Source organism: Rhizobium herbae, assembly GCF_017873135.1.
Taxonomy (GTDB): Bacteria; Pseudomonadota; Alphaproteobacteria; order Rhizobiales; family Rhizobiaceae; genus Pararhizobium; species Pararhizobium herbae.
In genome coordinates this window covers 222763-245448 of sequence record NZ_JAGGJV010000011.1, presented here as the reverse complement: position 1 = coordinate 245448, position 22686 = coordinate 222763, and the positions used below count along the sequence as shown (strand labels likewise).

23 protein-coding genes and 1 pseudogene are annotated in these 22686 nt (G+C 56.6%); 8 read left to right on the top strand and 16 right to left on the bottom strand.

Translation table 11 applies throughout. From position 1 onward, the window contains the following. The first annotated feature begins 176 nt into the window (after positions 1-176). From J2Z75_RS26015 to J2Z75_RS25990, 6 genes are all read left to right on the top strand, one after another. The gene (locus tag J2Z75_RS26015) at positions 177-1853 is read left to right on the top strand and encodes a putative bifunctional diguanylate cyclase/phosphodiesterase (protein WP_209856409.1); all 1677 of its coding nucleotides are present in this window, start codon (positions 177-179) and stop codon (positions 1851-1853) included. A 130-nt stretch (positions 1854-1983) separates the two neighbouring features. Then, positions 1984-2502, top strand: coding sequence for a ubiquinone biosynthesis methyltransferase UbiE (locus J2Z75_RS26010; RefSeq protein ID WP_209856407.1), 519 nt, complete (start codon positions 1984-1986; stop codon positions 2500-2502). Then, positions 2499-3677 carry a class I SAM-dependent methyltransferase gene (locus J2Z75_RS26005; protein WP_209856405.1) on the top strand — a complete coding sequence of 393 codons (1179 nt, stop codon included), beginning with the start codon at positions 2499-2501 and terminating at the stop codon, positions 3675-3677. The genes J2Z75_RS26010 and J2Z75_RS26005 overlap by 4 nt, the downstream gene beginning before the upstream one ends. Beyond that, positions 3674-6034 carry a SpoIIE family protein phosphatase gene (locus J2Z75_RS26000; protein ID WP_209856403.1) on the top strand — a complete coding sequence of 787 codons (2361 nt, stop codon included), beginning with the start codon at positions 3674-3676 and terminating at the stop codon, positions 6032-6034. The genes J2Z75_RS26005 and J2Z75_RS26000 overlap by 4 nt, the downstream gene beginning before the upstream one ends. Positions 6035-6037: 3 nt before the next feature. After that, positions 6038-6598: a slr1658 superfamily regulator gene (locus J2Z75_RS25995; protein WP_209856401.1), complete on the top strand. Its 561-nt coding sequence runs from the start codon at positions 6038-6040 to the stop codon at positions 6596-6598. A 14-nt stretch (positions 6599-6612) separates the two neighbouring features. Then, a complete protein-coding gene (locus J2Z75_RS25990) occupies positions 6613-6951 on the top strand; it encodes a slr1659 superfamily regulator (RefSeq protein ID WP_209856399.1) in 339 nt (112 codons plus the stop codon). A gap of 192 nt (positions 6952-7143) precedes the next feature. Here the strand turns inward: J2Z75_RS25990 and J2Z75_RS25985 are convergent, their stop codons facing one another. From J2Z75_RS25985 to J2Z75_RS25960, 6 genes are all read right to left on the bottom strand, one after another. Beyond that, positions 7144-7677, bottom strand: a complete 534-nt coding sequence (locus tag J2Z75_RS25985) for a hypothetical protein (protein WP_209856398.1) — start codon at positions 7675-7677, stop codon at positions 7144-7146. A 33-nt stretch (positions 7678-7710) separates the two neighbouring features. Then, complete coding sequence (locus J2Z75_RS25980; RefSeq protein ID WP_209856395.1) at positions 7711-8955, bottom strand: Zn-dependent hydrolase; 1245 nt, start codon at positions 8953-8955, stop codon at positions 7711-7713. 87 nt (positions 8956-9042) lie between these two features. Continuing rightward, a complete protein-coding gene (locus tag J2Z75_RS25975) occupies positions 9043-10551 on the bottom strand; it encodes an amino acid ABC transporter permease/ATP-binding protein (protein WP_027668197.1) in 1509 nt (502 codons plus the stop codon). A gap of 59 nt (positions 10552-10610) precedes the next feature. Beyond that, the gene (locus tag J2Z75_RS25970; RefSeq protein WP_234937572.1) at positions 10611-11447 is read right to left on the bottom strand and encodes a transporter substrate-binding domain-containing protein; all 837 of its coding nucleotides are present in this window, start codon (positions 11445-11447) and stop codon (positions 10611-10613) included. An 83-nt stretch (positions 11448-11530) separates the two neighbouring features. Continuing rightward, complete coding sequence (locus J2Z75_RS25965; protein WP_209856392.1) at positions 11531-12703, bottom strand: M24 family metallopeptidase; 1173 nt, start codon at positions 12701-12703, stop codon at positions 11531-11533. A 44-nt stretch (positions 12704-12747) separates the two neighbouring features. Further along, a complete protein-coding gene (locus J2Z75_RS25960) occupies positions 12748-13947 on the bottom strand; it encodes a diaminopropionate ammonia-lyase (RefSeq protein ID WP_209856388.1) in 1200 nt (399 codons plus the stop codon). Between the two features lie 104 nt (positions 13948-14051). Here J2Z75_RS25960 and J2Z75_RS25955 point away from each other — a divergent pair, with 104 nt between their 5' ends. Both J2Z75_RS25955 and J2Z75_RS29810 read left to right on the top strand, forming a co-directional pair. Continuing rightward, positions 14052-14528: an Lrp/AsnC family transcriptional regulator gene (locus J2Z75_RS25955; protein ID WP_027668200.1), complete on the top strand. Its 477-nt coding sequence runs from the start codon at positions 14052-14054 to the stop codon at positions 14526-14528. Positions 14529-14589: 61 nt separating this feature from the next. After that, positions 14590-14715 (top strand): annotated as a pseudogene (locus J2Z75_RS29810) (12-oxophytodienoate reductase); the annotation flags it as partial. Between the two features lie 43 nt (positions 14716-14758). On the opposite strand, the gene J2Z75_RS25945 reads toward J2Z75_RS29810, so the two are convergent. The 10 genes from J2Z75_RS25945 to J2Z75_RS25900 form a co-directional block, all read right to left on the bottom strand. Beyond that, positions 14759-15835, bottom strand: a complete 1077-nt coding sequence (locus J2Z75_RS25945; RefSeq protein WP_209856385.1) for a GlxA family transcriptional regulator — start codon at positions 15833-15835, stop codon at positions 14759-14761. Positions 15836-15840: 5 nt separating this feature from the next. Then, positions 15841-16158: a hypothetical protein gene (locus tag J2Z75_RS25940; protein WP_327791297.1), complete on the bottom strand. Its 318-nt coding sequence runs from the start codon at positions 16156-16158 to the stop codon at positions 15841-15843. Next, a complete protein-coding gene (locus J2Z75_RS25935) occupies positions 16155-16880 on the bottom strand; it encodes a CbtA family protein (protein WP_209856382.1) in 726 nt (241 codons plus the stop codon). The genes J2Z75_RS25940 and J2Z75_RS25935 overlap by 4 nt, the downstream gene beginning before the upstream one ends. 11 nt (positions 16881-16891) lie before the next feature. Then, the gene (locus tag J2Z75_RS25930) at positions 16892-17080 is read right to left on the bottom strand and encodes a CbtB domain-containing protein (protein ID WP_209856380.1); all 189 of its coding nucleotides are present in this window, start codon (positions 17078-17080) and stop codon (positions 16892-16894) included. Between the two features lie 60 nt (positions 17081-17140). After that, positions 17141-17467 carry a nitrile hydratase accessory protein gene (locus J2Z75_RS25925; protein ID WP_209856378.1) on the bottom strand — a complete coding sequence of 109 codons (327 nt, stop codon included), beginning with the start codon at positions 17465-17467 and terminating at the stop codon, positions 17141-17143. An 11-nt stretch (positions 17468-17478) separates the two neighbouring features. After that, positions 17479-18096 (bottom strand): nitrile hydratase subunit alpha, encoded by a 618-nt coding sequence (gene nthA / locus J2Z75_RS25920; protein WP_018484462.1) that lies wholly within the window; start codon positions 18094-18096, stop codon positions 17479-17481. Between the two features lie 28 nt (positions 18097-18124). Next, entirely contained in the window at positions 18125-18868 is a 744-nt protein-coding gene (gene nthB, locus J2Z75_RS25915) for a nitrile hydratase subunit beta (RefSeq protein WP_209856376.1), read from the bottom strand. Between the two features lie 26 nt (positions 18869-18894). Beyond that, positions 18895-19395: a DUF1097 domain-containing protein gene (locus J2Z75_RS25910; protein ID WP_209856374.1), complete on the bottom strand. Its 501-nt coding sequence runs from the start codon at positions 19393-19395 to the stop codon at positions 18895-18897. 45 nt (positions 19396-19440) lie between these two features. Beyond that, positions 19441-20415, bottom strand: a complete 975-nt coding sequence (locus J2Z75_RS25905) for a CobW family GTP-binding protein (protein WP_209856372.1) — start codon at positions 20413-20415, stop codon at positions 19441-19443. Positions 20416-21060: 645 nt separating this feature from the next. Beyond that, entirely contained in the window at positions 21061-22683 is a 1623-nt protein-coding gene (locus tag J2Z75_RS25900; RefSeq protein WP_209856369.1) for an MFS transporter, read from the bottom strand. Positions 22684-22686: the final 3 nt, after the last annotated feature.

The window sequence follows — 22686 nt, the reverse complement described above, 5'->3', positions numbered from 1 at the left end:
ATTTTACAATGTTATGCTTCTCGAAGGGCGAGTGGCATTGACCAACACACTTCGCGCGATAGTTCTATATGGAGCGGTAGGATTGGAATAACATTGTGCATCTGAATGTGATGCGGTCTGAGATAGGTTGGCGCAATCGCTGCCGGGAGTTTCTGCAACAGAAGGGAGAGGCAAGGATGTCAGATGCCGAATCGCCGCTGTCCGGTCCCCCCTCAGTTGAGCACCGCTCCTTGTCCGAAACCGATGAGTTGATCTCTTTTTACGATGAAAGCCTCCATCTTATCGACGCTTCGCCGAGGCACAGGGTAAGATACGTCGTTGCCCCCCTGGTTGACGCAACCTTGTGGTACATCTACCCCGAGCTAGTTGCTACTAAATCTAAGTCCGTCGTTGAATCCCTGTTTACCGGCGGGGTGCCGCGGAATGTCGAAATTCCAGATGCAACAACGGGTATTCACCGCAGTCTGCTTATCTTTCGAACTGCTCACGGAATAGGAGTCGTTGAAGCGGAAGGAAACTCGACCGGTTGTGAGTCAACTAATCAAGGTGAGAACGATCGCGCTCGGCTTCTTCACCAGGCAACCCATGATGTTCTGACAGGATTACCAAACCGGCGCCAGTTCAGCGATGAGTTGCACGGCATTCTACCAGTGGTAGCCGACGCGAAGCTGGCTGTGATGCAAATAGATCTTGATGATTTCAAGCCCATCAATGACACATTGGGCCACGGTGCAGGTGATGCAGTTCTCAAAATGGCAGCGGAAAGAATAAAGAGAGTGCTTGGGGAGCGGGAGACTGCTTACCGGCTGGCGGGTGACGAGTTTGCGGTTATTCAGCGGAAAGTCGACCAGCCAATCGAGGCAGAGCGCCTGGCTGATGCGATTGTCAACGCTTTCAAGGAGCCGTTTACGGTTGAGGATATCAATGTCTTCGTGGGAGCGAGCGTGGGGGTTGCGGTAGCGCCTAGCGATGGAAACGAAAACGAGCAGTTGATGAAGGCTGCGGACATTGCGCTTTACGCGGCAAAGAGAGATGGTCGCGGCCGAGCACGGACGTTCAGTCGAGCGATGCTCATCGCCCTGGAGCAACGCGAGATGTTCCGCCGTAGTTTGCGGATTGCCCTTCAAGAGGGGCAATTCTTCGTTGAGTATCAGCCTCTGGTGAAGCCACCATTTTCAATCGTGGGCTTTGAAGCACTTTTGCGATGGCGTCACCCACTTGCGGGCCTGATACCGCCGAGCGTCTTCATTCCTATGGCTGAATCAGACGGCCTCATGAGCGAAATTGGGCAATGGGTTTTGGAGCAAGCTTGCCGAGCGGCGAGGACGTGGCCTGCCCAGTTCACGGTAGCCGTCAATCTTTCCCCGGCGGAGTTTTTACGTGAAGGACTGACGGATCGGGTGGCCCAGACACTGGACGCCGTCGGCTTGCGCGCTGATCGCCTTGAGCTCGAAATAACCGAATCTGTGTTGTTGGAGCGAACGACGAACAATCTAGACACCCTCAATACGCTGAATGTACTCGGCGTTCAGATTTCGCTCGATGATTTTGGAACTCAATATTCCTCTTTGAGCTATCTCAAAAACTTCCCCTTCGACACGATCAAGATCGACAAATATTTCATCAAGGACCTCGAGAGCGATGAGAAGAGCCAGACGATCGTGAGATTTATAATCGCTCTCGCTCACGGCTTGAGAATGCGCGTCACCGCCGAGGGCGTCGAGACGCGAGGACAGGCAAATTGGCTCCAGACGGAGGGGTGCGATCAGTTGCAGGGGTATTTGTTGGGCGTTCCGATGCCTGCGGAAGCGATCGACGAATTCCTTCGCCAATCTTCGTTGGTAATGTCCTAGCCGTGGCATCTTACACCCATTCCTGCACCGCAGCGGCGCCAAGTCCGAGCCTCAGGCCGGGGCCGGCACTGCGTTCAGATCCTGACGGCAGGCTCTTAGCAGGTAAAAGCCGATGTGAAGAGGAGAGGGCATGAATGAGGCCGACAGAGAGTCTGTGGAAGCGGCCTTTGAGCCCTTGCTTCAACTTGAGATGGAGATGACTACCTTCCTTTCGGATTGGCACCATTGCGATCAATTGTCGACATTCATCGGTCGGATCGTCAGTCACAATCGGACAGACCCTGTTCGGCACTCCAACGTCTTCTCATCAGTCCTCAACGAGCTATTGGAGGTCTCGTTTCGCGGTGGCTCTCCCGACGGTCAGATCGACTGTGCCGTCTATCGGCACGGTGCCGTGGAACGGGTAAGACTCACCTTCCCGTGTCCTCCTCACCAGAGACAATTCGTGGGAGAGGCAGTCTCGAAAACACGCCGGGCGGACGCACTAGCGCGCCATCTCGATTCCATCTCGACCGACCTGGCATCAAATCGAGATGCTGTTTTTTTGGATCTCGCGATCAACTTTGACGCTCGCATTCGCTTGGAAAATAGTGCGCCCCCATCGATAACACTCGTCGTGGATTTACCCCTTCAAGGAATTGTGAATTGAGCACTGGGAGTTTTTCCAAACCGTTCAGCGCAGCTTTTGACATCAACAGCCAAGAGTTTTCTCTTACCGGCGTGATCCGACCGCGTTCGGTCGACGAGATCGCAGTGAACATATCGATGCTCAAGGGGGCCATCGACCAGGTGCGCGGCGTTCTCTACATCAACGTAAAGCGCCTTATTCAGATGAACAACACAGCTTTTCACGCGTTTGTGCGGGTGTTTCTCGACGCGTGCCGGGCGCGGCCAGATCTTCGCTTCGTAATCGTCACATCGAGTGTCGTCGGCTGGACCACTCGCATGTTCTCCCATTTGAACAAGATCGAACCGCAGATTACGATCGAGGTCTACGACTCCAAATTCTACCCTGGTCAGAGCTTTGTGGAGGACGCGAGCTTTATTCCGATACTTCGCACGCAAACGAAAATGACTTGGCGCCACGAACGCACAATCCTTCCCCGTCATGGAATGAGACCCGGAATCGCGATGGCGGATATCTGCTGCGGCATCGGAGATTTTGCTGTGCTTGTTCAAAAAGAATTCCAGCCGCTGCGAATTGTCGCTCTTGACCATTCGAGGGCAAGTCTTGCGTATGCACGGGACGTGGCAACCGGGTTTGGCATCACAGATATCGAATATACCTACGGCGACGCGTCCGAAATGTTGCTCGAAGACAGTCAGTTCGACTTCGTGAGCTGCCGCCATTCGTTGCAGATATTCAACCGTCCAGACGTGCTTCTGGCGGAGCTATACCGAATCTGCAAGCCAGGAGGACGTGTATACGTAACCAACGAGAAAAATTCGCACTGCCTCGGCGAACCTCGATCACAGAGCATTCAATGGACATACAATGAAGTGGCCAAACTGTTCAGTCATTTCGAGATGGACGTGGAACTGGGGCCTAAAAGCCGGCGGTATTTTGCAGACGCCGGCTTCGAAGACATTGTCGTCGAGTCAATCATGGTTAGCAATCTGGACGGGGATCCACAGGATTTCGCTGACGTTATCGCTGCTTGGGAAAATGTCTATGCCGGTGAAATGGCCGTGAAACGTGGCGACTCTCCTGAATTTATCCAACGTTTCCGCCAAGGTTTCCAAGACCACATTTTCGCTGCTCTCCACCCTAAGGGCTATGCTGGCTGGCCGATCTGGGTGGCGTCAGGACGCAAACCTCGATGAACGCACCTCAGCAACACACCCCCCGTTTCGGCCTGCGCTCGTTCCGCGCCAAGTTCGTCCTTGTCGTTGGCGGTGCCGTGCTGTTCGATCTGCTCGTCAGCGGCGGGCTGGCGCTCTGGAATGTTCAGAGGCTCTCGCGTGATGCTACGCAAGAGGTGGGACAAGGCCTGGAACAGGCCAACCAAGACTACATTCGCTCCTACGCCGAAGCGACAGCCGCTCGCGTCAATCTTCTCCTGGATCAGGTCCATTCCGACGTCGGTACTTTAGCAGGCGTTCTTCAGGCGCAACTCGACCGTCCAGTGAGAAACTCCCAGATTGGGGAAGCAATGTCACGTGTCGCCCCCGCGGCGGTTACCGTTGTCTACGACGCAAAGGGGGGATGGGCGCAGAACCAACCTGGACCTCTCTCCGTTGTCAGCGTGTGGGGATATCTTCTCGATGCCAATCATAGGCCTCTTTCGGAAGTCCAGGACGAGATCGAAAACAGCGCGGTACTAGACCTGATTGCTCCAAGCTTGTTAGCGAACGGCCAGTCGAAGCTGCAGATGTATTACATCGGCCCGAAAGAGCGGCCAATTTTTAGAACAGCGCCATATACGGACCAAGCTCAGACTTTCGACAAACTCTACCCGGGTCACAACCAGGCAGACTTCTGGACATTCTTCTTCCCGGGTCTCTACGAGTCGTGGCAACAATGGGGACGAGATCCCGAAATGCGTCCGGTTGGTAACAACATTACCCAAACGGCACCCTATACAGACGCAATCACCGGCCGACTCATCGTCAGTTTCTTCCAGCCGCTTTGGTCAGGCGGTGGCAAGCGTGTTGCCGGAGCTGCGGGAGCGGATATCACACTCGACCAGTTGGCGCAGATCGTGGAAAACGTCAAGGTGGCCGATCATGGATTCGGTTTCCTGACAATGTCGGACGGCAATGTCGTCGCCATCAACCCGGTGGGAGAGAAGGTGATCGGCCTCCGGGCATCGAGCGATACAAATAGCGCAGGTGTGACAGGTGTCGAACGCTCCTTGCGCAAGAGCGGGCAGCCGGCGATCGCGCAATTGCCGTTGGGACAGGATGGCTTGCTGCAACATATCCTGCTCAACGAAAACGGCGAGAAGGTACCCTATCTGGTCGTTGTGAAGTCGCTGGAGCCGACAAACCTGTGGGGATCCGGCCCCGTTCGGCGCGAAACCATGTCGCTTGGCATCGTCGTGCCCGAGCGCGAGATTTACGCCTCCTTGTTTGCTGCCCAGGCGAAAATTTCACAGGCCACGAACAGGATATTGATCTACCAGATCCTGGCGCTCCTCGTATCTCTGGTTTTCGTGACTACGGCTGTGTTCGCGGTGTCCAAACGCATAACCAGCGGCATCAGTGCGCTCGCCGGTGCAGCCAAGCGCATTCAGGCCAAGGACTATTCCGTCAGGGTCGAGATTCCGACCCGCGACGAGGTCGGGGAGGCCGGCGCCGCCTTCAATCGCATGGCTGAGCAAATCAGTTTTCATACCGAGAACCTTGAGCAAATGGTGGAGGATCGCACGACGGAGATCGAAGAGGCCAACCTGCAAATCTCGTCGCTGAACATGCAGCTTCGTGGTGAGAATTCGCGTCTCGGCGCCGAACTGGCAGTCGCCCGCCGGATTCAGATGATGGTTCTGCCCAATGTTGGCGAACTCGAAGAAATCACGGATATGGAGATTGTCGCCTACATGCGGCCCGCCGACGAAGTCGGCGGCGACTACTACGATGTTTTAAGAGATGGACAGCGTTTGAAAATCGGCATCGGTGATGTCACGGGACATGGCTTGGAGAGCGGCGTGTTAATGCTGATGGTTCAGTCGGTTGCGCGGGCTCTTCAGGAAGCGGGAGATATGAACCCTTCGCAATTCCTCAATTGTGTCAACCGTACCATCTACAAGAACCTCCTCAGAACCAACGCCAACAAGCATCTTTCCCTCGCATTCCTAGACTACGAGGGGGGACGCCTGACGCTTTCAGGCCAGCATGAGGAACTCATCGTGGTTCGGGATTTCGGAGTGGTGGAACGGATCGACACCCTTGATCTCGGTTTGCCGATCGGTTTGGAGCCGGATATCTCGCTCTTCGTGGCAACACGGGAAATCCCTTTCGGCCATGGTGATATGATCATTCTCCACACCGACGGCGTCACAGAGGCAGAGAACCAGGACGGGGAGCTTTTTGGCATAGAGAGACTTTGCGAATGCGCGCGCGAGCTATACGGGCGAAGCGCTGAAGACGTCAAATTAGGCATCATCAAGGAACTGATGGCGCATATCGGCACCCAGAAGATCCACGACGATATCACTCTTGTCGTAATGAGACACAGGTGAACGATGACGACTTTATATGGAATGGTAGATCTGACGATAGGTACCGGCGAAAACGTTACCCGACTCCGACTATTTGATGGGCCGCTGGATCTTGGCTTCAAGCACTGCGCGATCACTTCGGACTTTGTTGGCGAGTTCGTCGCATTGCCCTACCGCGCTTCGCGCAGCCTATACAGGGAGGTGCGACATAACGTTGGTTACCTGATCAATGAACTGATAGAAAATGCCGTAAAATTCCGCGAAGGCGGTGAGATTCTCGTGGAAACCTCGATCGAGGCGAATACCTTTCGTGTGAAGGTTTCCAATTTCGTCGACCAGACAACGGCCCGGCGATTCCAGCAGCTGCTTTCAGAAATCACGACCGGAGATCCCGGCGAACGGCTCATAGAGAAGATCGAAGCAAATGCGACGCTCGGCAACACGAATAGTTCAGGGCTTGGACTTCTGACGCTCATGAGCGATTATGGTGCCCACTTTGCGTGGGTTTTTGGTTCCAGATTACAGGATCATAAAATCCCGCTGGAAACCTATGCCTCTATCACGGTCCCCGACATCTCAAATTGATTGGCAGACACAATATGGAAATCAAAGAAGAAGAATATCGCGTCTGGTCGGATGAAAAAGAAATCTACTTCGATGGGATCATGCGTCTTCAGAGCGCGGAGGCTTATGCCCCGATTTTTGCCCTTGTCATGGACGCTCTTGAGGCGAACCCGGATCGCCTTACCTTAGACGTGACGGGATTGCAGTTTCTCAATTCTTCCGGAATCAACCTGCTTGCCAAGCTCACGATTGAAACGCGCAACAGGCCAAATGTCCATCTGACGGTGCGCGGAACATCGGAGTTTCCGTGGCAATCAAAGTCACTTCCAAATCTGAAGAAGCTCCACCCGGGCATTGATCTCAGGCTCAATTGACTAGGCCGGATCGACATTCAGGATTCCCAACCGGCATGATCAGTGATTCATAGGCGACCATGTTTTGACATGGGTCTGTGATGGGTAAGCGCTGTTTGCCGGGCACCTTGACCACGACACGTTTTGCCGTTTCGAACGACTTCCGCTGCCAGGCAGATGGCAACAATGCGTCAATTGCAGCGATCAGTAAGCTTATTCGACGATCAGAAAAATTTGCCCAATTTTGATCCTGGGCCTTAACACCGGCTTTATCTCAACGTGGTTCTCTGCGCCGCGAAAAAGATCGAATTTTCGTTCGCTCTGGAAAGTGACCTTCGACCGACCTGATGTGAACGAGCAGTCCTTTGGGCACTGAATAGTCAAATCTGCAGACTCGACTGTCCCCCGGCGACGCCAGTTAACATCCACTTTGACGCCTGATCCTAAACCAGAAATGATCTCGCACCTTTTATCGACCCGGCAATGGGCTTCACCGACGATGGGCTCTGCCAGCCCATCCAGCATAACCGCGGCTTGGATACGCCGCTCATCGGACGCAGCGATTTGAGCGGAAGCGATAATGTCTATATGTACTGCGCAGCAAACAAGCGAAAACGGCTGTGCAAAAATCCGGCCGGCGGGGCAAAAGAGTTCCCGGTATGCCGACCTTTCCTTGAACCTGTCGTCTTGGTCGCGACGCACATAAAGCTTGCCAGCGCCGATATCCATCAGTTCACGCTTGCGCATGGCAGCTTCGAGAAGTCAAAATCTCGGTGTTAGCTATATACACGCTTGCGATGAGATATGGCGAACGACATCCATCAGTACGTTGGCACCTGCGACCAAGTCGGCCTTTGATGTATATTCGGCAGGGTTGTGACTGATGCCGCCGCAGCTGGGAACAAAAATCATCGCGGTTGGCGCGATTGGTGCGATCATCTGCGCGTCATGCCCAGCGCCGGAGGTCATGCGGCGGCAGGTAAGACCGCGCTTTTCCGCAGCACCTTCAATCATTTGCACGATCTCCCGGTTAAAGGCGACAGGACTGGACTGAGCCAGTTGCTCAACTGATATCAGCAATTGTTCCTCCCGTGCCAGCATCTCCAAAAATGCCCCTAATGCTCCACTTTCCTCTTTGAGCCTATGCTCGAATGGGTCGCGAAGATCGACGGTCAACGTAGCGCGAGACGGAATGACGTTGATCGCATTGGGTTCGAGTTCGAGGCAGCCGACCGTCGCAACCGTGGGGGTAGCTGAAGAACGGGCACGTTCGCGAAGATAGGCAATGATACGGGCGGCTCCGTAGCCCGCATCCGCCCGCATGTTAATTGGGGTTGTCCCGGCGTGGTTGGCGGTGCCCTCAACCGTAATCCTTTGCCAGGAGATACCTTGCAGGTTCTCCACCGCTCCCAGGGCGATACCCTCCCTTTCCAGGACAGGGCCCTGTTCAATGTGAAGCTCTACGTAGGCAAAGGGCTTCAGGAACCCGGGCGCTTCCGCTCCAGCGTAACCGATGCGTTTGAGTTCCTCGCCGAGGATCGCTCCATCGGTGCCGACCGTCGAGAGCGCGGCATCCACGTCCAAGCCCCGGGCATAGACCAGCGACCCCATCATGTCAGGTGCGAACCGCACACCCTCCTCATTGGTGAAGGCTGCAACCGCTATTGGACGTATCGGCCGAAAATTTGCCGCCTTGAGGGCCTGTATTACTTCAAGCCCGGCGACAACGCCGTAGCATCCATCGTAAATACCGGCATTGATGACGGTGTCGATATGTGAACCAAGCATGAGGGGCTGGCAGTCTTCAGTTCCGGCCGGGCGCCATATACCAAAGATATTTCCGATACGGTCGACTGCAACGTCGAGACCTGCTTGGCTGAGCCAGCAAACGAAGAGGTCTCTCCCAAGTTTGTCGCCGTCAGATCCGGCAAGCCGGACAAGTCGCCCACCAGCGTCACGTCCGATATTTCCAAGCTCCTTGAGACGCATTAGGAGACGGTCCCCATCAACTGAGATATCGCTCATATTTGACCTTTGGTATCGGCGTGAAGCGTTGTTGCCTCAGCCAGCTTTTGTTCATCTGAAATCGCCCGCGCTGCCATCATTACTCCCTTAGATGCGGACAAATTCCGCCAGTCGACCGTCCTCTCTCCTTCGCTCGGCCAGTAGCGCCGGAGATCCGTCAAACACGATCCGTCCTTTCTCCATAAAGACGACTCGGTCGGAGACCTCCATTGCAAACTTCATCTCGTGTGTGACGATCACCATAGTCCGACCCGATCGCGCCAGCGCGGCCATGATCCGGAGCACTTCGCCGACGGTTTCGGGATCAAGCGCGGATGTGGGTTCGTCGAACAAGAGAATCGACGGGTGCATTGCGAGCGCGCGCGCTATGGCGACGCGCTGTTGCTGGCCTCCGGAAAGTTGATGCGGATACTTGTTCTCGTGGACAAGCATTCCGACATCGTTGAGCATGGTCCGCGCTTCCTGCCGAAGCTCCGAAGCACTTGCGCGCTTGTGATACAGGGGGCCGATCATGACGTTCTCAAGCGCTGTGCGGTGCGGGAAGAGATTGAAGTTCTGGAAAACCATTCCAATCCGGAGTGCGTCGCTGCTGACATGACGGAGTGATTTGGCGAGCTTCTCTTTCGACCCCGCAAGGAAGGGTTTCTCTTCGAGATAGACCACGCCGTGCTCAAGCGTTTCGAGTCCGTTCAGTGAGCGAATGAGTGTGGTTTTCCCAGATCCTGACGGTCCGATAATGGAGACAACTTCACCGGGTTTCACGGCAAGGTTCAGATCCTGGAAGACCGGATAAATACCGAATGACTTGCCACCGCGCTCTAGCCGGATGGCAGGCTGCCTGGACGCTGGCGGACTGTCGGTGCCGATTTCTTCTGCAATCTCGCCGTTCGATGCCACATCCTCCGTGGTTAGCTCGGCCAAGCGTCTGGAAAAGTCCAGCCGCCGTTCGAGTGCCTTCAGTCCGGTATCAAAAACGGTGACGATCAGGATATAGTAGAAGGCGACGGCCACCATCGTTTCGATGACCTTGAAGTTTTGGGTGTAGTAGCGTTGACCGACCAGGAGGATTTCAGCGAGCGAAATGACCGACACGAGTGATGTCAGCTTTACGATCGATACGAACTCGTTACCAAGCGAGGGAAGAGCAATACGCAGTGCCTGTGGGATCACAATCAGGCGCTGGATTCCAGCCCGTGAGAGGCCAAGGACGCGACCCGCCTCGTACTGGCCCTTTCCCACCGAAACAAGAGCGCCGCGGTGAATTTCCGCGATGTACGCCGTCTCGCTCAGCACCATGGCCAAGAGCCCCGCAACGAAGGGGATCGAGAGGAGAGCCGACGTCGAGGGAAAGGCCTGGGGCAGGTTGTAGACAAAGATTAGCAGCACGAGAAGCGGAAGGCTTCTAAAGAACCAGACGTATAGTGCAGCAGCGCGCCTCACAACCATGAGGCCGGAGCGGTCGGCAAGGGCGACGAAAAAGCCAAGGACTACGGCTAGCACCCATGTCGCAACGCTGAGCTCGACGACCAGCAAGGTCGCATTCCAAAAGTCGCGGCTCCACAGGAGCCCGACTGTGTAAGACCAATCGAAAGCCATATCTTCAGTTTCCAACAGAGGATGCCCGAGCCGCCAAGGCGACCCGGGACGGAGTGAGGTTACTTGGCCTCGGTCAACGCAGAGGCGATTTCGGCATCGGTCGGGAGATCAAGGTTGTATTTGGCGAGAATCGCCTTGTATTCCTCACTCGATTTCAGCGGCTCGAACGCCTCTTTGAGTCCGGCAAGCAACTGATCATTGCCTTTCTTCACCGCCAGTCCCATGATGACCGGAAAGAGAATTTTAGAGGACGTGATCTTCAGTCGGTCACCCGATGCAACCAATGCCGCTTTTGATACACCGGCATCGTCGAACACGACATCGGCGCCGCGCGACAGGAGTGCTTGCGCTGCTTCGGCCGACGTTGCGAACTCCTTGACGTCGATTGGGTTGGAACCGCATGTCTCTTGCGAAACCTTCTGCAGTTCGGGCACCCAGGCCGCGCCCTTGAGGTTAGCCACCCGCTTGCCGCAAAGGTCTTCCGGTGTCTTTGGTTCGAAGGTGTCGTCGGCGCGCACCATCAACGAGCCGCCCGTTTTGGCATAAGCGATGTAATCAACCACTTTGGCGCGCGCAGGCGTGACATAGAGCGCAGACGCGATCATATCAAAGCGGTTTGCCTGAAGACCCGGGATGAGACTGGCAAAGCGCGTATCCATAAACGTCACTTCCACACCTAGCTTCGGCGCTATGATAGCCATGACATCGGCGTCAAAGCCCTTCGTCACACCATCCTCAAGATAGTCGTAAGGCGGGTACACCTGGTCCGAGCCGACCAGCAAAGTCCCCTCGGTAATCGTCTTGAGGTTTCGCGCTGCCGCAGACGATCCACTTGCGGTCATTGTGGCCAATGCGGTGAATGCCACTACGACGGCCGAAATAATTTTCTTGTGCATTTTATTCCCCTTTTTTGTGTTTCCCGTGCGGACCATCCGCGCGGTGTTGAAGCAGTCCTCCTCCGTTTTCCCTCCCGAAACTCTTAGCGGATTGTTGGCATCTCCCGCGGGGCGCGCTTGGTAAGGAGCCGCGGTCCGTCCTTGGTGATGGCGATGTTCTCTTCGTGGACGATCATTTTCCCTGGTGCGTATTCCATTCCGGGTTCGATGGTCAGCACCATATTCTCGACGATCACGGTGCCATCACCGAGCCTATGGGAAGGCGGTTCGGTCAACTGCAATCCCAACCCGTGGCCAAGGCGGCCGACGTTGTTGCCGATGGCACCGGCATCGTCGATGATCTTCGCCATGGCGCGGAACACGTCGTCGGTCTTCGCGCCAGGCACAGCCGCAGCGATTCCGGCCTCCGTCGCCAGCCAAAGGGCGTCGTGAACGCGTTTCGCTTCATCGGAGATGCTGCCGATCGCGTAGTTCCGATCGAAGTCACAGAAGTACCCGTCAAATGTTGAACCTGTATCGATAAAAAGGACGTCACCCGCCTGGATCAGACGGTCGTGGGGCCCACACACGATCTGCGACACGCCGCCTGGTCCGGAGATCGCCGGCATGAATGGGGTGGCGTCCGCACCACGGCGGGCAATGTCAATCCGTAACTTTCGGGCGATCTCGCGTTCGCTCTCGCCGATCGAAATACTCGCGGGGAGGGCCTCGTAAGCATCGCTTGCAATTTGGCAAATGTAATGGATGTGGTCGATTTCCGCCGGGGTCTTGACCATGCGGATTTCCCAGATGCAGGGCGATCCATCGGCGATCTCAAGCGCGAGGGTATCGCGCAACCTAAGCAGATCCGACACAGGCATGCGCAGCGCCATCTCGCGGCCAAGCTCCGCACCAATGCGACCATAGCGCCGTGGAAAGCTTTCGATCGTCGATTTGAGCAGAGAGATGCCGTCATCCTCGGGATTCGGAGCTTGCCAGGTGCGAATATCTTTCATCCAGGTCAGCGCCATTTCTGGCGCCCCGATTTCCGGGATGACGGCTACCGGATCACCTTCGAGCGGAACGACAACGAACCACGGCCTGGTCGGGCTTTCCCAGAACTGGGAGTCAAATCCCGTGAAGTAGCGGACATTTGGCGGCGAAGAGACCAGCAGCGCATCGAACTTGTGCCTGTGCATGATCTGTCTTGCGCGCTCGACGCGGGTCTCGAATTCTTTTGGCGAAAAGCCGCGCTGGGGAATGTTGATGGCGCTCATTTTTGTTCCCTTTCTATAGGTTGGTTTGATTGGGATTTGGCATATCAGCTTGAATGGTTGGCAACGTTCCGAAGCACTTCATCAGCGGTTGAACCGACTATGTTTTCGTAAGAAGCTGGATCGGTTGCACTTTCCGTGTTGATGAGGAGGACGCGGCTACTATCGTTGAGGCCAAGTCTCCTGCGCACCTCTGGATCACCGGCAACGGCCAGCAGCCCCGCCAGCCCGGCGCAACCACTTTCGCCCGCGACAATAGGCTGTTCTCGAAAGGCCAGCTTGCGCATGGCGTCCTTCGCCTCCTCTTCCGAAACTGTGGCGAAGGCGGTTGCGATTGCGTTCAGGATCCGCCAGGCGACCAGAGACGGCGTGTAGCACTCAAGCATGGCCATGATGGTTGGTTCGGTGGGAGAAAACGAAGAGAGCCGTCCGGCCTTTGCAGACATGAACAGGCAGGCTGCACGGTCAGGTTCGACGACAATCGTCTTTATGTTCTCGTGTCCAAGCGCCTCACTGAGATGGAGCGAAATACTGCTCGCAAAGCCACCGACCCCTGCCTGTAGAAACACATGGGTTGGCGGATCGATGTTAAGTTCTTCAATCTGATCCAAGGCCTCTTCAGCGAGAATCGTATACCCCTGCGCCACCAACGATGGGATCTCCTCGTAACCCTCCCACGATGTATCTGAAACGAGCACCCAACCGCGCTCCTTGCTGACCCGTTCGGCTTCATCGACAGACATGTCGTAGTTGCCCTTGACACGCACGATTTCATCCGCGCCGATCGCCGCAGCGCGGGCGGTTGTCACCCCCTCATGGACAAAGATGACCGAACGGCAACCGAGAATGCGCGCACCGGCGGCCACCGACTTCCCATGGTTTCCATCGGTGGCGCAGCAGAACGTAATCGATGCCGCGAATCCACGAGCTGCTGGAGAGATGAGCTGCGCGATGGAGATGTTGTCTTCGAGATGCGCCTCCAGCATGCGCTTAAAAAGGGTCATCACCGCATATGCCCCGCCAAGAGCCTTGAAGCTGCCGAGACCTAACCGCTGTCCCTCGTCCTTCATTACGACCGTCGCCACTTCGGTTGCCTGCGCGATCTCTGGCAGCAAGATCAGCGGCGTTGAACGTTCGTTTCGCCAGAGGCTGAGGTAGGGGCGTACAAGGTTCGGCGCCGCAGCGCCGAGAAGCACCTTGTCGGACTCGGTTAGAAGGTCGTGGTCGGGAGAATGGAAATGGATCATGGCCGCCTCGTTCGTCGATTGCGAGACAATATTGCGGAACGACCTTTATTTGCGCTCTCATTTCACATAGTCTTTGCAAGAAGTTTGCGCGAACGAGGGGAAACATGGTTCGATCTATCGCAGTTGAGCTCGATGACTTCGATGTGAAAATCCTGCGCATGGTGCAGCAGGACAACCATGCGTCTCAACGCGTCATCGCAGAGAAAATTGGGCTGTCGCCTCCCGCGGTCGCACGCCGACTTCAGCATCTGCGCGAAACAAAAGTCATCCGACAGGATATTGCGGTGCTGGACGAGACTGCCGTCGGGCGGCCGCTGACGATCATCGTCCATGTCACCACCGAGAATGAACGGTTGGACCTGCTGGATGCAATGAAGGATCGCTTCAACCGGTGTCCACAGGTTCAGCAGTGCTATTACGTCACTGGCGAGATGGACTTCATCCTGATCCTCAACGTGAAGGACATGGCAGAGTACAATGAGGTCACGCGGAGGTTGTTTTTCGACGCGGGCAACGTCAAAAGTTTCCGCACCTGCGTGTCCATGGAAAACGTCAAGACCTACGGCCCAATTCCGGTGTGAGACCCGTTTGAACCGATGATTGAGCGTTGCGGGTCAACAGGGTTCGAATATCGTTCGTTTATGGTCAGGCACCAACTGCCGTACCGATCGCTATGGTGGTGCGACGATCAAGGAGCGGTCACGGTTCGCAAGCCAGGTCGTCGCTGCCATTCGGGGGGCGGTTGGCCCGGACATTCCGATCATCCTGGGTCGGTTGGTGTGTGAAGAAATTCAATGCCACAGACTCGAACTCAAACCGCTCGCGCTCCTCGCCCGCTGACCGCGCCAGGATGGGAGGTAGCTAACGCTATCTCCATCGCGAGAGCCCTCTGCGGGTGCCCTTTAGCATCGCCAATAGGCATGGTTTGCGATGGCTTCGACGATGTCTGGAAACGGCTCCTGTAGTCATTCGGACTTACGCCGATGGTTTTGGCGAAGACCCGGCGCATAGCATTCACGTCCGCGAAGCCGCAAGTCGTAGCGATCCTCAAGAGCGGCTGCGTGGTGTCCTGCAGCAGTCGTCTCGCAGCGTCCGTGCGGGCGGCTGCAACGAATTCCGCCGGCGTGAAGCCGAGCTCCTTACGGAAGACCCGAGCGAAGTTCCGGGTGCTCATGCCGACCTCGTGGGCAAGACTCTCCACGTCGAGGTCGCGGTTCAAATTCGACAAAACGTACTCCTGGGCCTTCTGGATCAGGGTCGTTTCCGACATCTGGCCGACGAGATATGCACTGAACTGCGACTGTCCGCCAGGTCTTTTCATGAACATGACCATGTAGCGCGCAACGATCATTGCGGTGTCCTTGCCATGATCTTCCTCGACGAGCGACAATGCGAGATCGATACCTGCCGTGACACCGGCAGCCGTTATCAGAGACCCGTCGCGCACGTAGATGGCGTCGGCGTCCAGATCGATATCGGGATATTCGTCGCTGAACTTCGCGGCGCATTCCCAATGCGTGGTGACCCTTTTTCCGTCGAGAAGACCGGCGGCGGCGAGCAGGAACACTCCAGTGCAGATCGATCCGAACCGTCTGGCCGTCGGTACTCGACGCTGGAGCCAGGCAATGACGGCTGGGTCGATTTCGAAGAAGGCCGGGTCGCCTGCTACGAGTAGGGTGTCGATATCCTCGTCCTCATCGAAGATTGTCCGATCGGCCATGAACCGCAACTGGCCCGTTCCCGTCACGGAAGGGGCGCCAGTCGACATGATTTGGATATCGTAAGCGTCCATGTCGCCCAATCGTCTTGCCGCCTCCCAGAAGACCTCGGCGGGACCAACGATGTCGAGTGACTGCACGCCGGGTGGCGCGAGGATGACGATTCGCATGGGCTTTAGTCTCCTGGTTTGTCATTCGCCAAATTGGTCATGCAAGATCGCTGCCAGTTCCCTCGCGTCAGGCTGCGTCGTATCTGCCTGCTGTTGAGGTGGAAGTTACATCCCTCATGGACATCCCCCTTGTCGATCTTCGCCTTGGCTGCCGCCTCAAATGCGACGTCGTTCTGTTCATAGAATTCGACGCAGTCTTGCTGCACTGGGGGTTTGAACAATAGTGCACGGAATGCTCGGCGATGAACGATGCAGTTGCCACCATTTCCGGCGGCAAACTGCAGTGCATCGAGGTCGTCCCTCCAGATCATATCGTTGCTCACGTCGCGCGTTCGAAGCGGTTGAAGAGTGTCCCGCTCAACGAGCCCAGGAGCGCCCAGAACACGAGGCTGGTCATGACTGCCGCGGCAACGAATTGACGCTCGAGAGCTTCCGGAGCCAGCGCGTGCGTCCCTTCTGGCGCTGCAGGGGCGCCAATCAAATGAGGCGCGGCGATCAGCGCGATGGCAATCAGGGCCGCCCATGGCTTACGCTTGAACGCGATCAGTCCGATGCCCGCGGCAGTCGCCAGGGCGGTTCCGATCCACCAGAGTTGCCGGTCACCAAGCGGAGCAGAGGGTGTCCCTGGCAGTTCGGGCGGCAGACCCAGCATGGGAGCGAGCATTACGCATGCGAACCCTGCCAATCCCCAAAGCAGGCCTTCGCGCCACGTTACGGGTTTTCCGCGCGTCGCGATAAGGCCGCACAGCACCAGCGCATATCCAATCGCGGTCAGCATGTTGGCGGCCACCGTGAACGCCATTCGTTCAAACCCGTCTGCGGGTTCCCAGGCGCCTTCTTCGTGATCGTGACCAGCTTCATGGACGTGGGCATCCGCCATGGGGGACTTGGTGATCGCCTCGGGCTCCACGTCGCCCGCTTTTTCGTAGATCTCCGCCTTGGCGATCAACTGGCTTGTGCCGGCAAACTGAACCGCGCTTACGGACACACCAACGATGACGCCGGTAAGGGCAGCGGTAAAAACGATGGAGCGAAACAAAGACATTTTAGAGGCCCTCAGTGGCAAGGAAAGGCATTGGCATGACGGGCGTCATGCGCTGCGTTGTGAACGATCTCGATATGGGAAAACCCTACAAAGCCGACGATGATCGCGCCAAAGCACAAGGCCATCGCCGCCTGAAGAATTCTGGCTGCGGAGTTCGCTATGATGGGCGTCGAGATGTTTGAAGTTGCCGATACTGACATTTTTCGTACCTTTCGAGACGGGCGGCGTGCCCTTTGCGAAGTATCTGTTGCTGTTTTTGATCAGCCCGCGAGCACGGCCCGGATCTCTTCGGGATCGATGATGCCAGCCTTGACGACTGCCTTCTCGAGCGCCGCCAGGAACTGGTCGTAGTAGTTCCATGTCGAGCGATCGACAGGATGGGCATCCTCCCAGGCCTTGATCGTCGAGATGAGTTCGTCGCGAAAATCATCCCACTCAAAAATGCCGTTCTTGGCGAGCGCCAGGGCCATTCCGAACGAGGACCGCTCCCATTGCGAACCGAAGCAGAGAGACCCGTTGGCGCGAGGCGGATTGTCAGTCTTCCCCATCATCTCGGTGACTGCGAAGTGCTCGAACTGGGTCAACATCGTCGACGGCCTCACGCGGCCTTGGCGATGGCGACGCCCATCATAGCCTCGGGAGTAACGAGCGCCTCAAGCTCCGCTTCCGTCATTCCTTCTGTGCCAACGGGACGTTCAGGAACGACGAACCAGCGGATTTGCGCACTGGAATCCCACACCTTGATTTCGATGGCCTCGGGGACCGGGAGTCCGAACTCGCCCAGGACAGCGCGTGGTTCGCGGGCGGCGCGGCTGCGAAAGGTGGGATCCTTGTACCAGTAGGGAGGCAGCCCCAAGACCGGCCAGGGATAGCAGGAGCAAAGTGTGCATATGATAAGGTTGTGCACATCCGGCGAGTTCGCGACGGCACGCATATGCTCGCCCTCGGCGCCTGCCATGCCCTCGGGCAGATTGAGTTCGGCGATCGCCGCCGGCGTGTCTGTCACGAGCCGATCTTTGAAGGACGGGTCAACCCAGGCTCGGGCGACGATCTTTGCACCGTTGAAGGGTCCCATCTTCGTTTCGAAGAAGTCGAGGACCGTGTCGACGGTCTTGTCCGTTATAATGCCCTTTTTGATCAGCAGGGCTTCGAGAGCCTTGACCCGCGCGGCGCTGTAGGCTTCGCGATCCTCGCGATATTGAAAGCGGTCGATCATGTGATGTGTGCTCCTATTGGATGGCGGGTCAAGCAGCCTGTTTGGCAGATGCTGCCGCAGGCGCTTCGACGTAGTGCGAATACAGATCGGCGTAGAGACTGAAGTTTTTCTCAGTGTTGCCGGGCCAGAGGTCTTCCGGTTCGAACCGAATGCAGTAGACGGGCATTGCAGCGCCGACGCCGTCGGTCCCTGTATCGCAGAGGTAGACGTAAGCTCCATCGTAGACAGTCTCGACGGTGCCGCTCTTGTTGCGGAGAAAGCCCGGAAGTCTGGTGTGCTCGATGGAGGGAACGTTCTTGATTGAAACCAAGTCGCCGACCGCGAAATCAAAAGACACATTGGTGTCGCGCTTCGGGCTGTCGCCTTCGACGAGATATTGCACCACCCGGTTGTCGATGGCCGCGTCGCCGGCGGCAGGAACCGACTTCGACGGATCGCTATAATATTCTTCCGTCAACGCGTCGAGTTCGTCCGCGGTGATATATCCGTTGTCGATGAAGTAGCCGGAAATGCCGCCGAGCCATTTTTCGTAATAGCGGAATTTGAAATAATCGAACGGGTTCAGGGATTCGGCACCCTTTCGAAGGTCCGCCCATGTCCAAACAGTCGTGAATTTGGACGGTGTCGGGGGAAGTGGCAGTTGCGAGGAAAGCGCCATCATAGCCGTATGGATGCCGAAGATGCGGGTTTCCCAGGTCTCGACGAAAACGCGAGTTTCGGTGCTCACCGGGCCTAGACCCTCAAGCCCGCCTAGATAGTGTTGCAGTTTCATGACGTTGTCCTTTCTGCGTTACGGAATTAGGCGGTGATCGGCTTCTTGGCCGCCAGGAGATTGGTGCCCATTTCGGAGAGCAACCCGAAGACGCCCCCAAGCAGCATGGCGGCCATCGCGACGAGTGTTGGATGATTGATGCCGGAGGTCACAACGGTGGTGTTGGTGGCGGCCGTCGTGCCAACGAAGGAGGCGAAGCCAAAGACGATCGCTGGAGTGAAGCTCAGGATCGGAATGGAGGAAGCAAGTACCATTGCCGACGTGCCGAGACCGACCAGGACGGCAGCGAAGATTGGATAGGCTGGTCCGAACTGGATGATTAGGAGCGTGATCGTAGCGATCATGATGCCCGTCCAGTTCGAAACAATGCTTTTGACCAGTCCGCGCTGGCCACCGCCACAAGCGAAGAAGGAAGCCCAGGCGATGAACGTCACCCAGACGGGAACGGGAAATACGGTTGCAGTAACGTAGGTATCGATCGCGCCCAGGACGCCAAGGCTGATCATTGCGGCAATTAGAGGGGGCATGATTGGTCTCCTTGATGGACAAGTGGCATTTCCGGAATGAAGGGGTCAGGAAGCGAGCGCATGCGGATTGGCAAGGCAGCTTCTGAAACCCTCGCGTAGGCTGCGTTCGTCGAGATTGCGACCGATAAAGACCAAGTCGCTCAGGCGAGCCTCGGATGGCTGCCAGATCTTGCCTGGGCGTCCTTCCAGGGTCATATGGACGCCATGGAAGACGTATCGCCGCGCCTCGCCGGCGAAGTTCAACACGCCCTTCATGCGGAAAAGATCGGTACCGATCTCCTGGACAAGTCGGGTGAGCCATCGATTGAGGGCGGCCGGGTCGAGAGCCTCGTAGTCGCGGATAGCGACGCAGCCGATCGTCTGGTCGTGCTCGTGGGCATGTTCGTCCAGAATGTTCGGATCGATCGCTAGAATGTTCTTGAGGTCGAAGGCGCCGATCCCCAGGACGTCGGCCAGTTCCACGTCGCAGGAACTTGTGCGGATGATCCGGGCCAGTGGGTTGCGCCTCGACAGGTCTTGTTCGATTTCGATCAAACGATATTCGTCTTCAAGATCGATCTTGTTGAGCAAGAGGACGTCGGCGAAACTGATCTGCTCGACCGCCTCCTCCTGCGAGAGCTGGCGCGATATGTGACGCGCGTCGACAACTGTCACGATCGCATCGAGCTCAAGCCTTGCCGATAGAACCTCGTCGAGAATGAACGATTGTATGACCGGGGCTGGGTCGGCCAGCCCAGAGGTTTCGATTATGAAACGGTCGATTGGTCGTCCAGATGCGAGCAGGCTGCGGATGGCGGCGATAAGATCGTCCCGGACCGTGCAGCAAATGCAACCATTGTTGAGCTCGACGATTTCATCCTTGGTCTGAACGACGAGTTGTCCATCTATCCCGACCTCCCCATACTCGTTGACGATGACGGCGACACGCTCGGCGCTTCCCAAGCTCAAAATCCGGTTCAGCAGGGTTGTCTTTCCCGCGCCCAAAAAACCCGTCAGGATTGTGGTTTTCAACTTCGACATTGCCGCTTGCTCCGTGTTTGCATAGCTTCGCCGTCTCGCTTAAAGCGGGTTCGATTTCAGCCAGTTCTCGATTTAGAGGTACTATTAGTGGCGAGCCGCTAGGCTTGCTTGAGGCGCATTACAGGTAAAACCGGCCAATAGCGCAATAGGGCCAAGGCATGCATTTCCGGCCAAAATAACAGCAGAAACCGCCAAATTTTCGTACTTTACCGCGGCTGCTGCTTAAATAAACTGCATGCTTAAAACGTAGGCAGGGTATGATTTTATTGTAGTCAATTTCAATGAACTCCCGTTTTTAACCTGGAATGGTCCCCAGATTTGCAAAATTCCATTTAACCGCTTAACAGACCGTTGGCGCAACGGGCCGGGGTCCTGGTGTGGTGCGTGTAGCCAAGCCTCAACTGTGTCGCCCGATCATCGGCCAGGAGATCTCGGGCGTACTTGCGATGCACGCCGTCGATCTCAGCGGTTAAGCTTGTCCGGAAGATGATAATCTGCAAGCCACGATTTCGTCGGGTTGTCATGCCCGTCCCATGACAGAAAAGTCCGGACAAGTGCCCGGACTTTCGATGCGGTTTTCAAGGCAGTGGGGCGGGAGCCATATTCACCGAAGTCCCCTGCGCGGGGCGCCCCTCGTTGTAAAGATTATGTGTTCAGATCGCGCCCTCGCGTTTCCGGAAGGAGAAGTGCACCAATCACTGACGTCAAGCCGGCAAAGGCTACTGTGTACCAGAGCCCGCCGAAGATATTTCCTGTCGTGAGCACAACTGCCGTTGCCACGAAAGGCGCAAATCCGCCGATCCATCCATTGCCGAGTTGCAGGGCAACCGAAACACCGCTGTAGCGTATCCGAACGGGAAAGAGTTCGACCAGAAGCGCCCCGAGCGGTCCGTAGACCATTGTCGCCAGGAAGACCAAGGCAAAGAGGACAAGGACGACCATGGGACCATTCGGCTGGACCGGGGCATTTGCCGCCGGCATCCCCACTTCCGTCAGGGCGGCAACGAGTTCGCCCTCATTCAGGGTTTTAGCCTCGCCACTGTTGATCTGGATTCGGAGAGGTTCTGCATCGACCTTCACGGTGTAAGGAACGGCACGCCCAGTCAGCAGCGCCTTCACCTTCTGGCATTCCGTCGTTGCCTGCGGCCGGAACAATTGTCCGATAAAGGACTGGTCGTGGTTGCAGTCATTACCCACCAGTACCACGGACGTTTTGGCGCGGAACTCTGTCAGCACAGGATTGCCATAGGTCGCCAGTGCTTGGAAAAGCGGCATGATCAGCAGGGCCGACAAGGCGCATCCCGTCACGACGATCCACTTGCGTCCGATCCTGTCGGAAAGCCAACCGAAGAACAGAAAGAACGGGGTGCCGAGCGTAAGGGCAACGAGCATGTAGAAGTTTGCCTGATCCTGGGTCAGCTTTAGTATCGTCGTCATAAAATACAGGCTGTAGAAATGGCCCGTGTACCAGATGACCGCCTGCCCGGCGACGACGCCGAAGATCGCTACCAGCACAAGGCGCAGGTTCTTGCGGTCACCCAAGGTCTCGGCGATCGGGTTCTTCGAGCCTTTCCCCTGCGCCTTCATTTCCTGGAAGACCGGCGACTCGTGTAGCTTCAGGCGGATATAGAGCGACAGGATCAAAAGCAGGATTGAACCGATGAAGGGTATGCGCCATCCCCAGCTCGCAAAATCCTCCGCCGACAACGAGGACCGGCAAAGAACGATCACGATCAGCGACAAGAATAAACCAAGCGTTGCGGTGATCTGAATCCAGCTTGTCGTGAGCCCCCGCCGATCGCTGTCTGAATGCTCCGCAACGTAGGTCACCGCGCCCCCAAACTCGCCGCCAACCGCCAACCCCTGCAGCAGGCGCAGCCCGACCAGCAAAGCCGGCGCTGCCCAGCCGATGGAATCGTATGTCGGCAGCAGACCGATGGCCGCCGTGGCAAGACCCATGACCAGCATGGTTACAAGGAAGGTCTTCTTCCGGCCAACAAGGTCACCGAGCCTGCCAAAGACGATTGCACCAAAAGGCCGAAGGACGAAGCCCGCGCCGAAGGTCGCCAGGGCTGCGAGCAAGGCGGCCGTCTCGTTGCCCTTCGGGAAGAACAGCGTACTGAAGAAGGCGGCAAGGGAGCCGTAGATAAAGAAGTCGTACCATTCGAAAACGGTTCCGAGCGCGGCCGCAAAAACGGTCCGTTTCGTGTTGCGGTCCAGATCGTGCGCTTTTGGCTTGATCTGTGAAGTCATCTCTTGAACAGACATGTG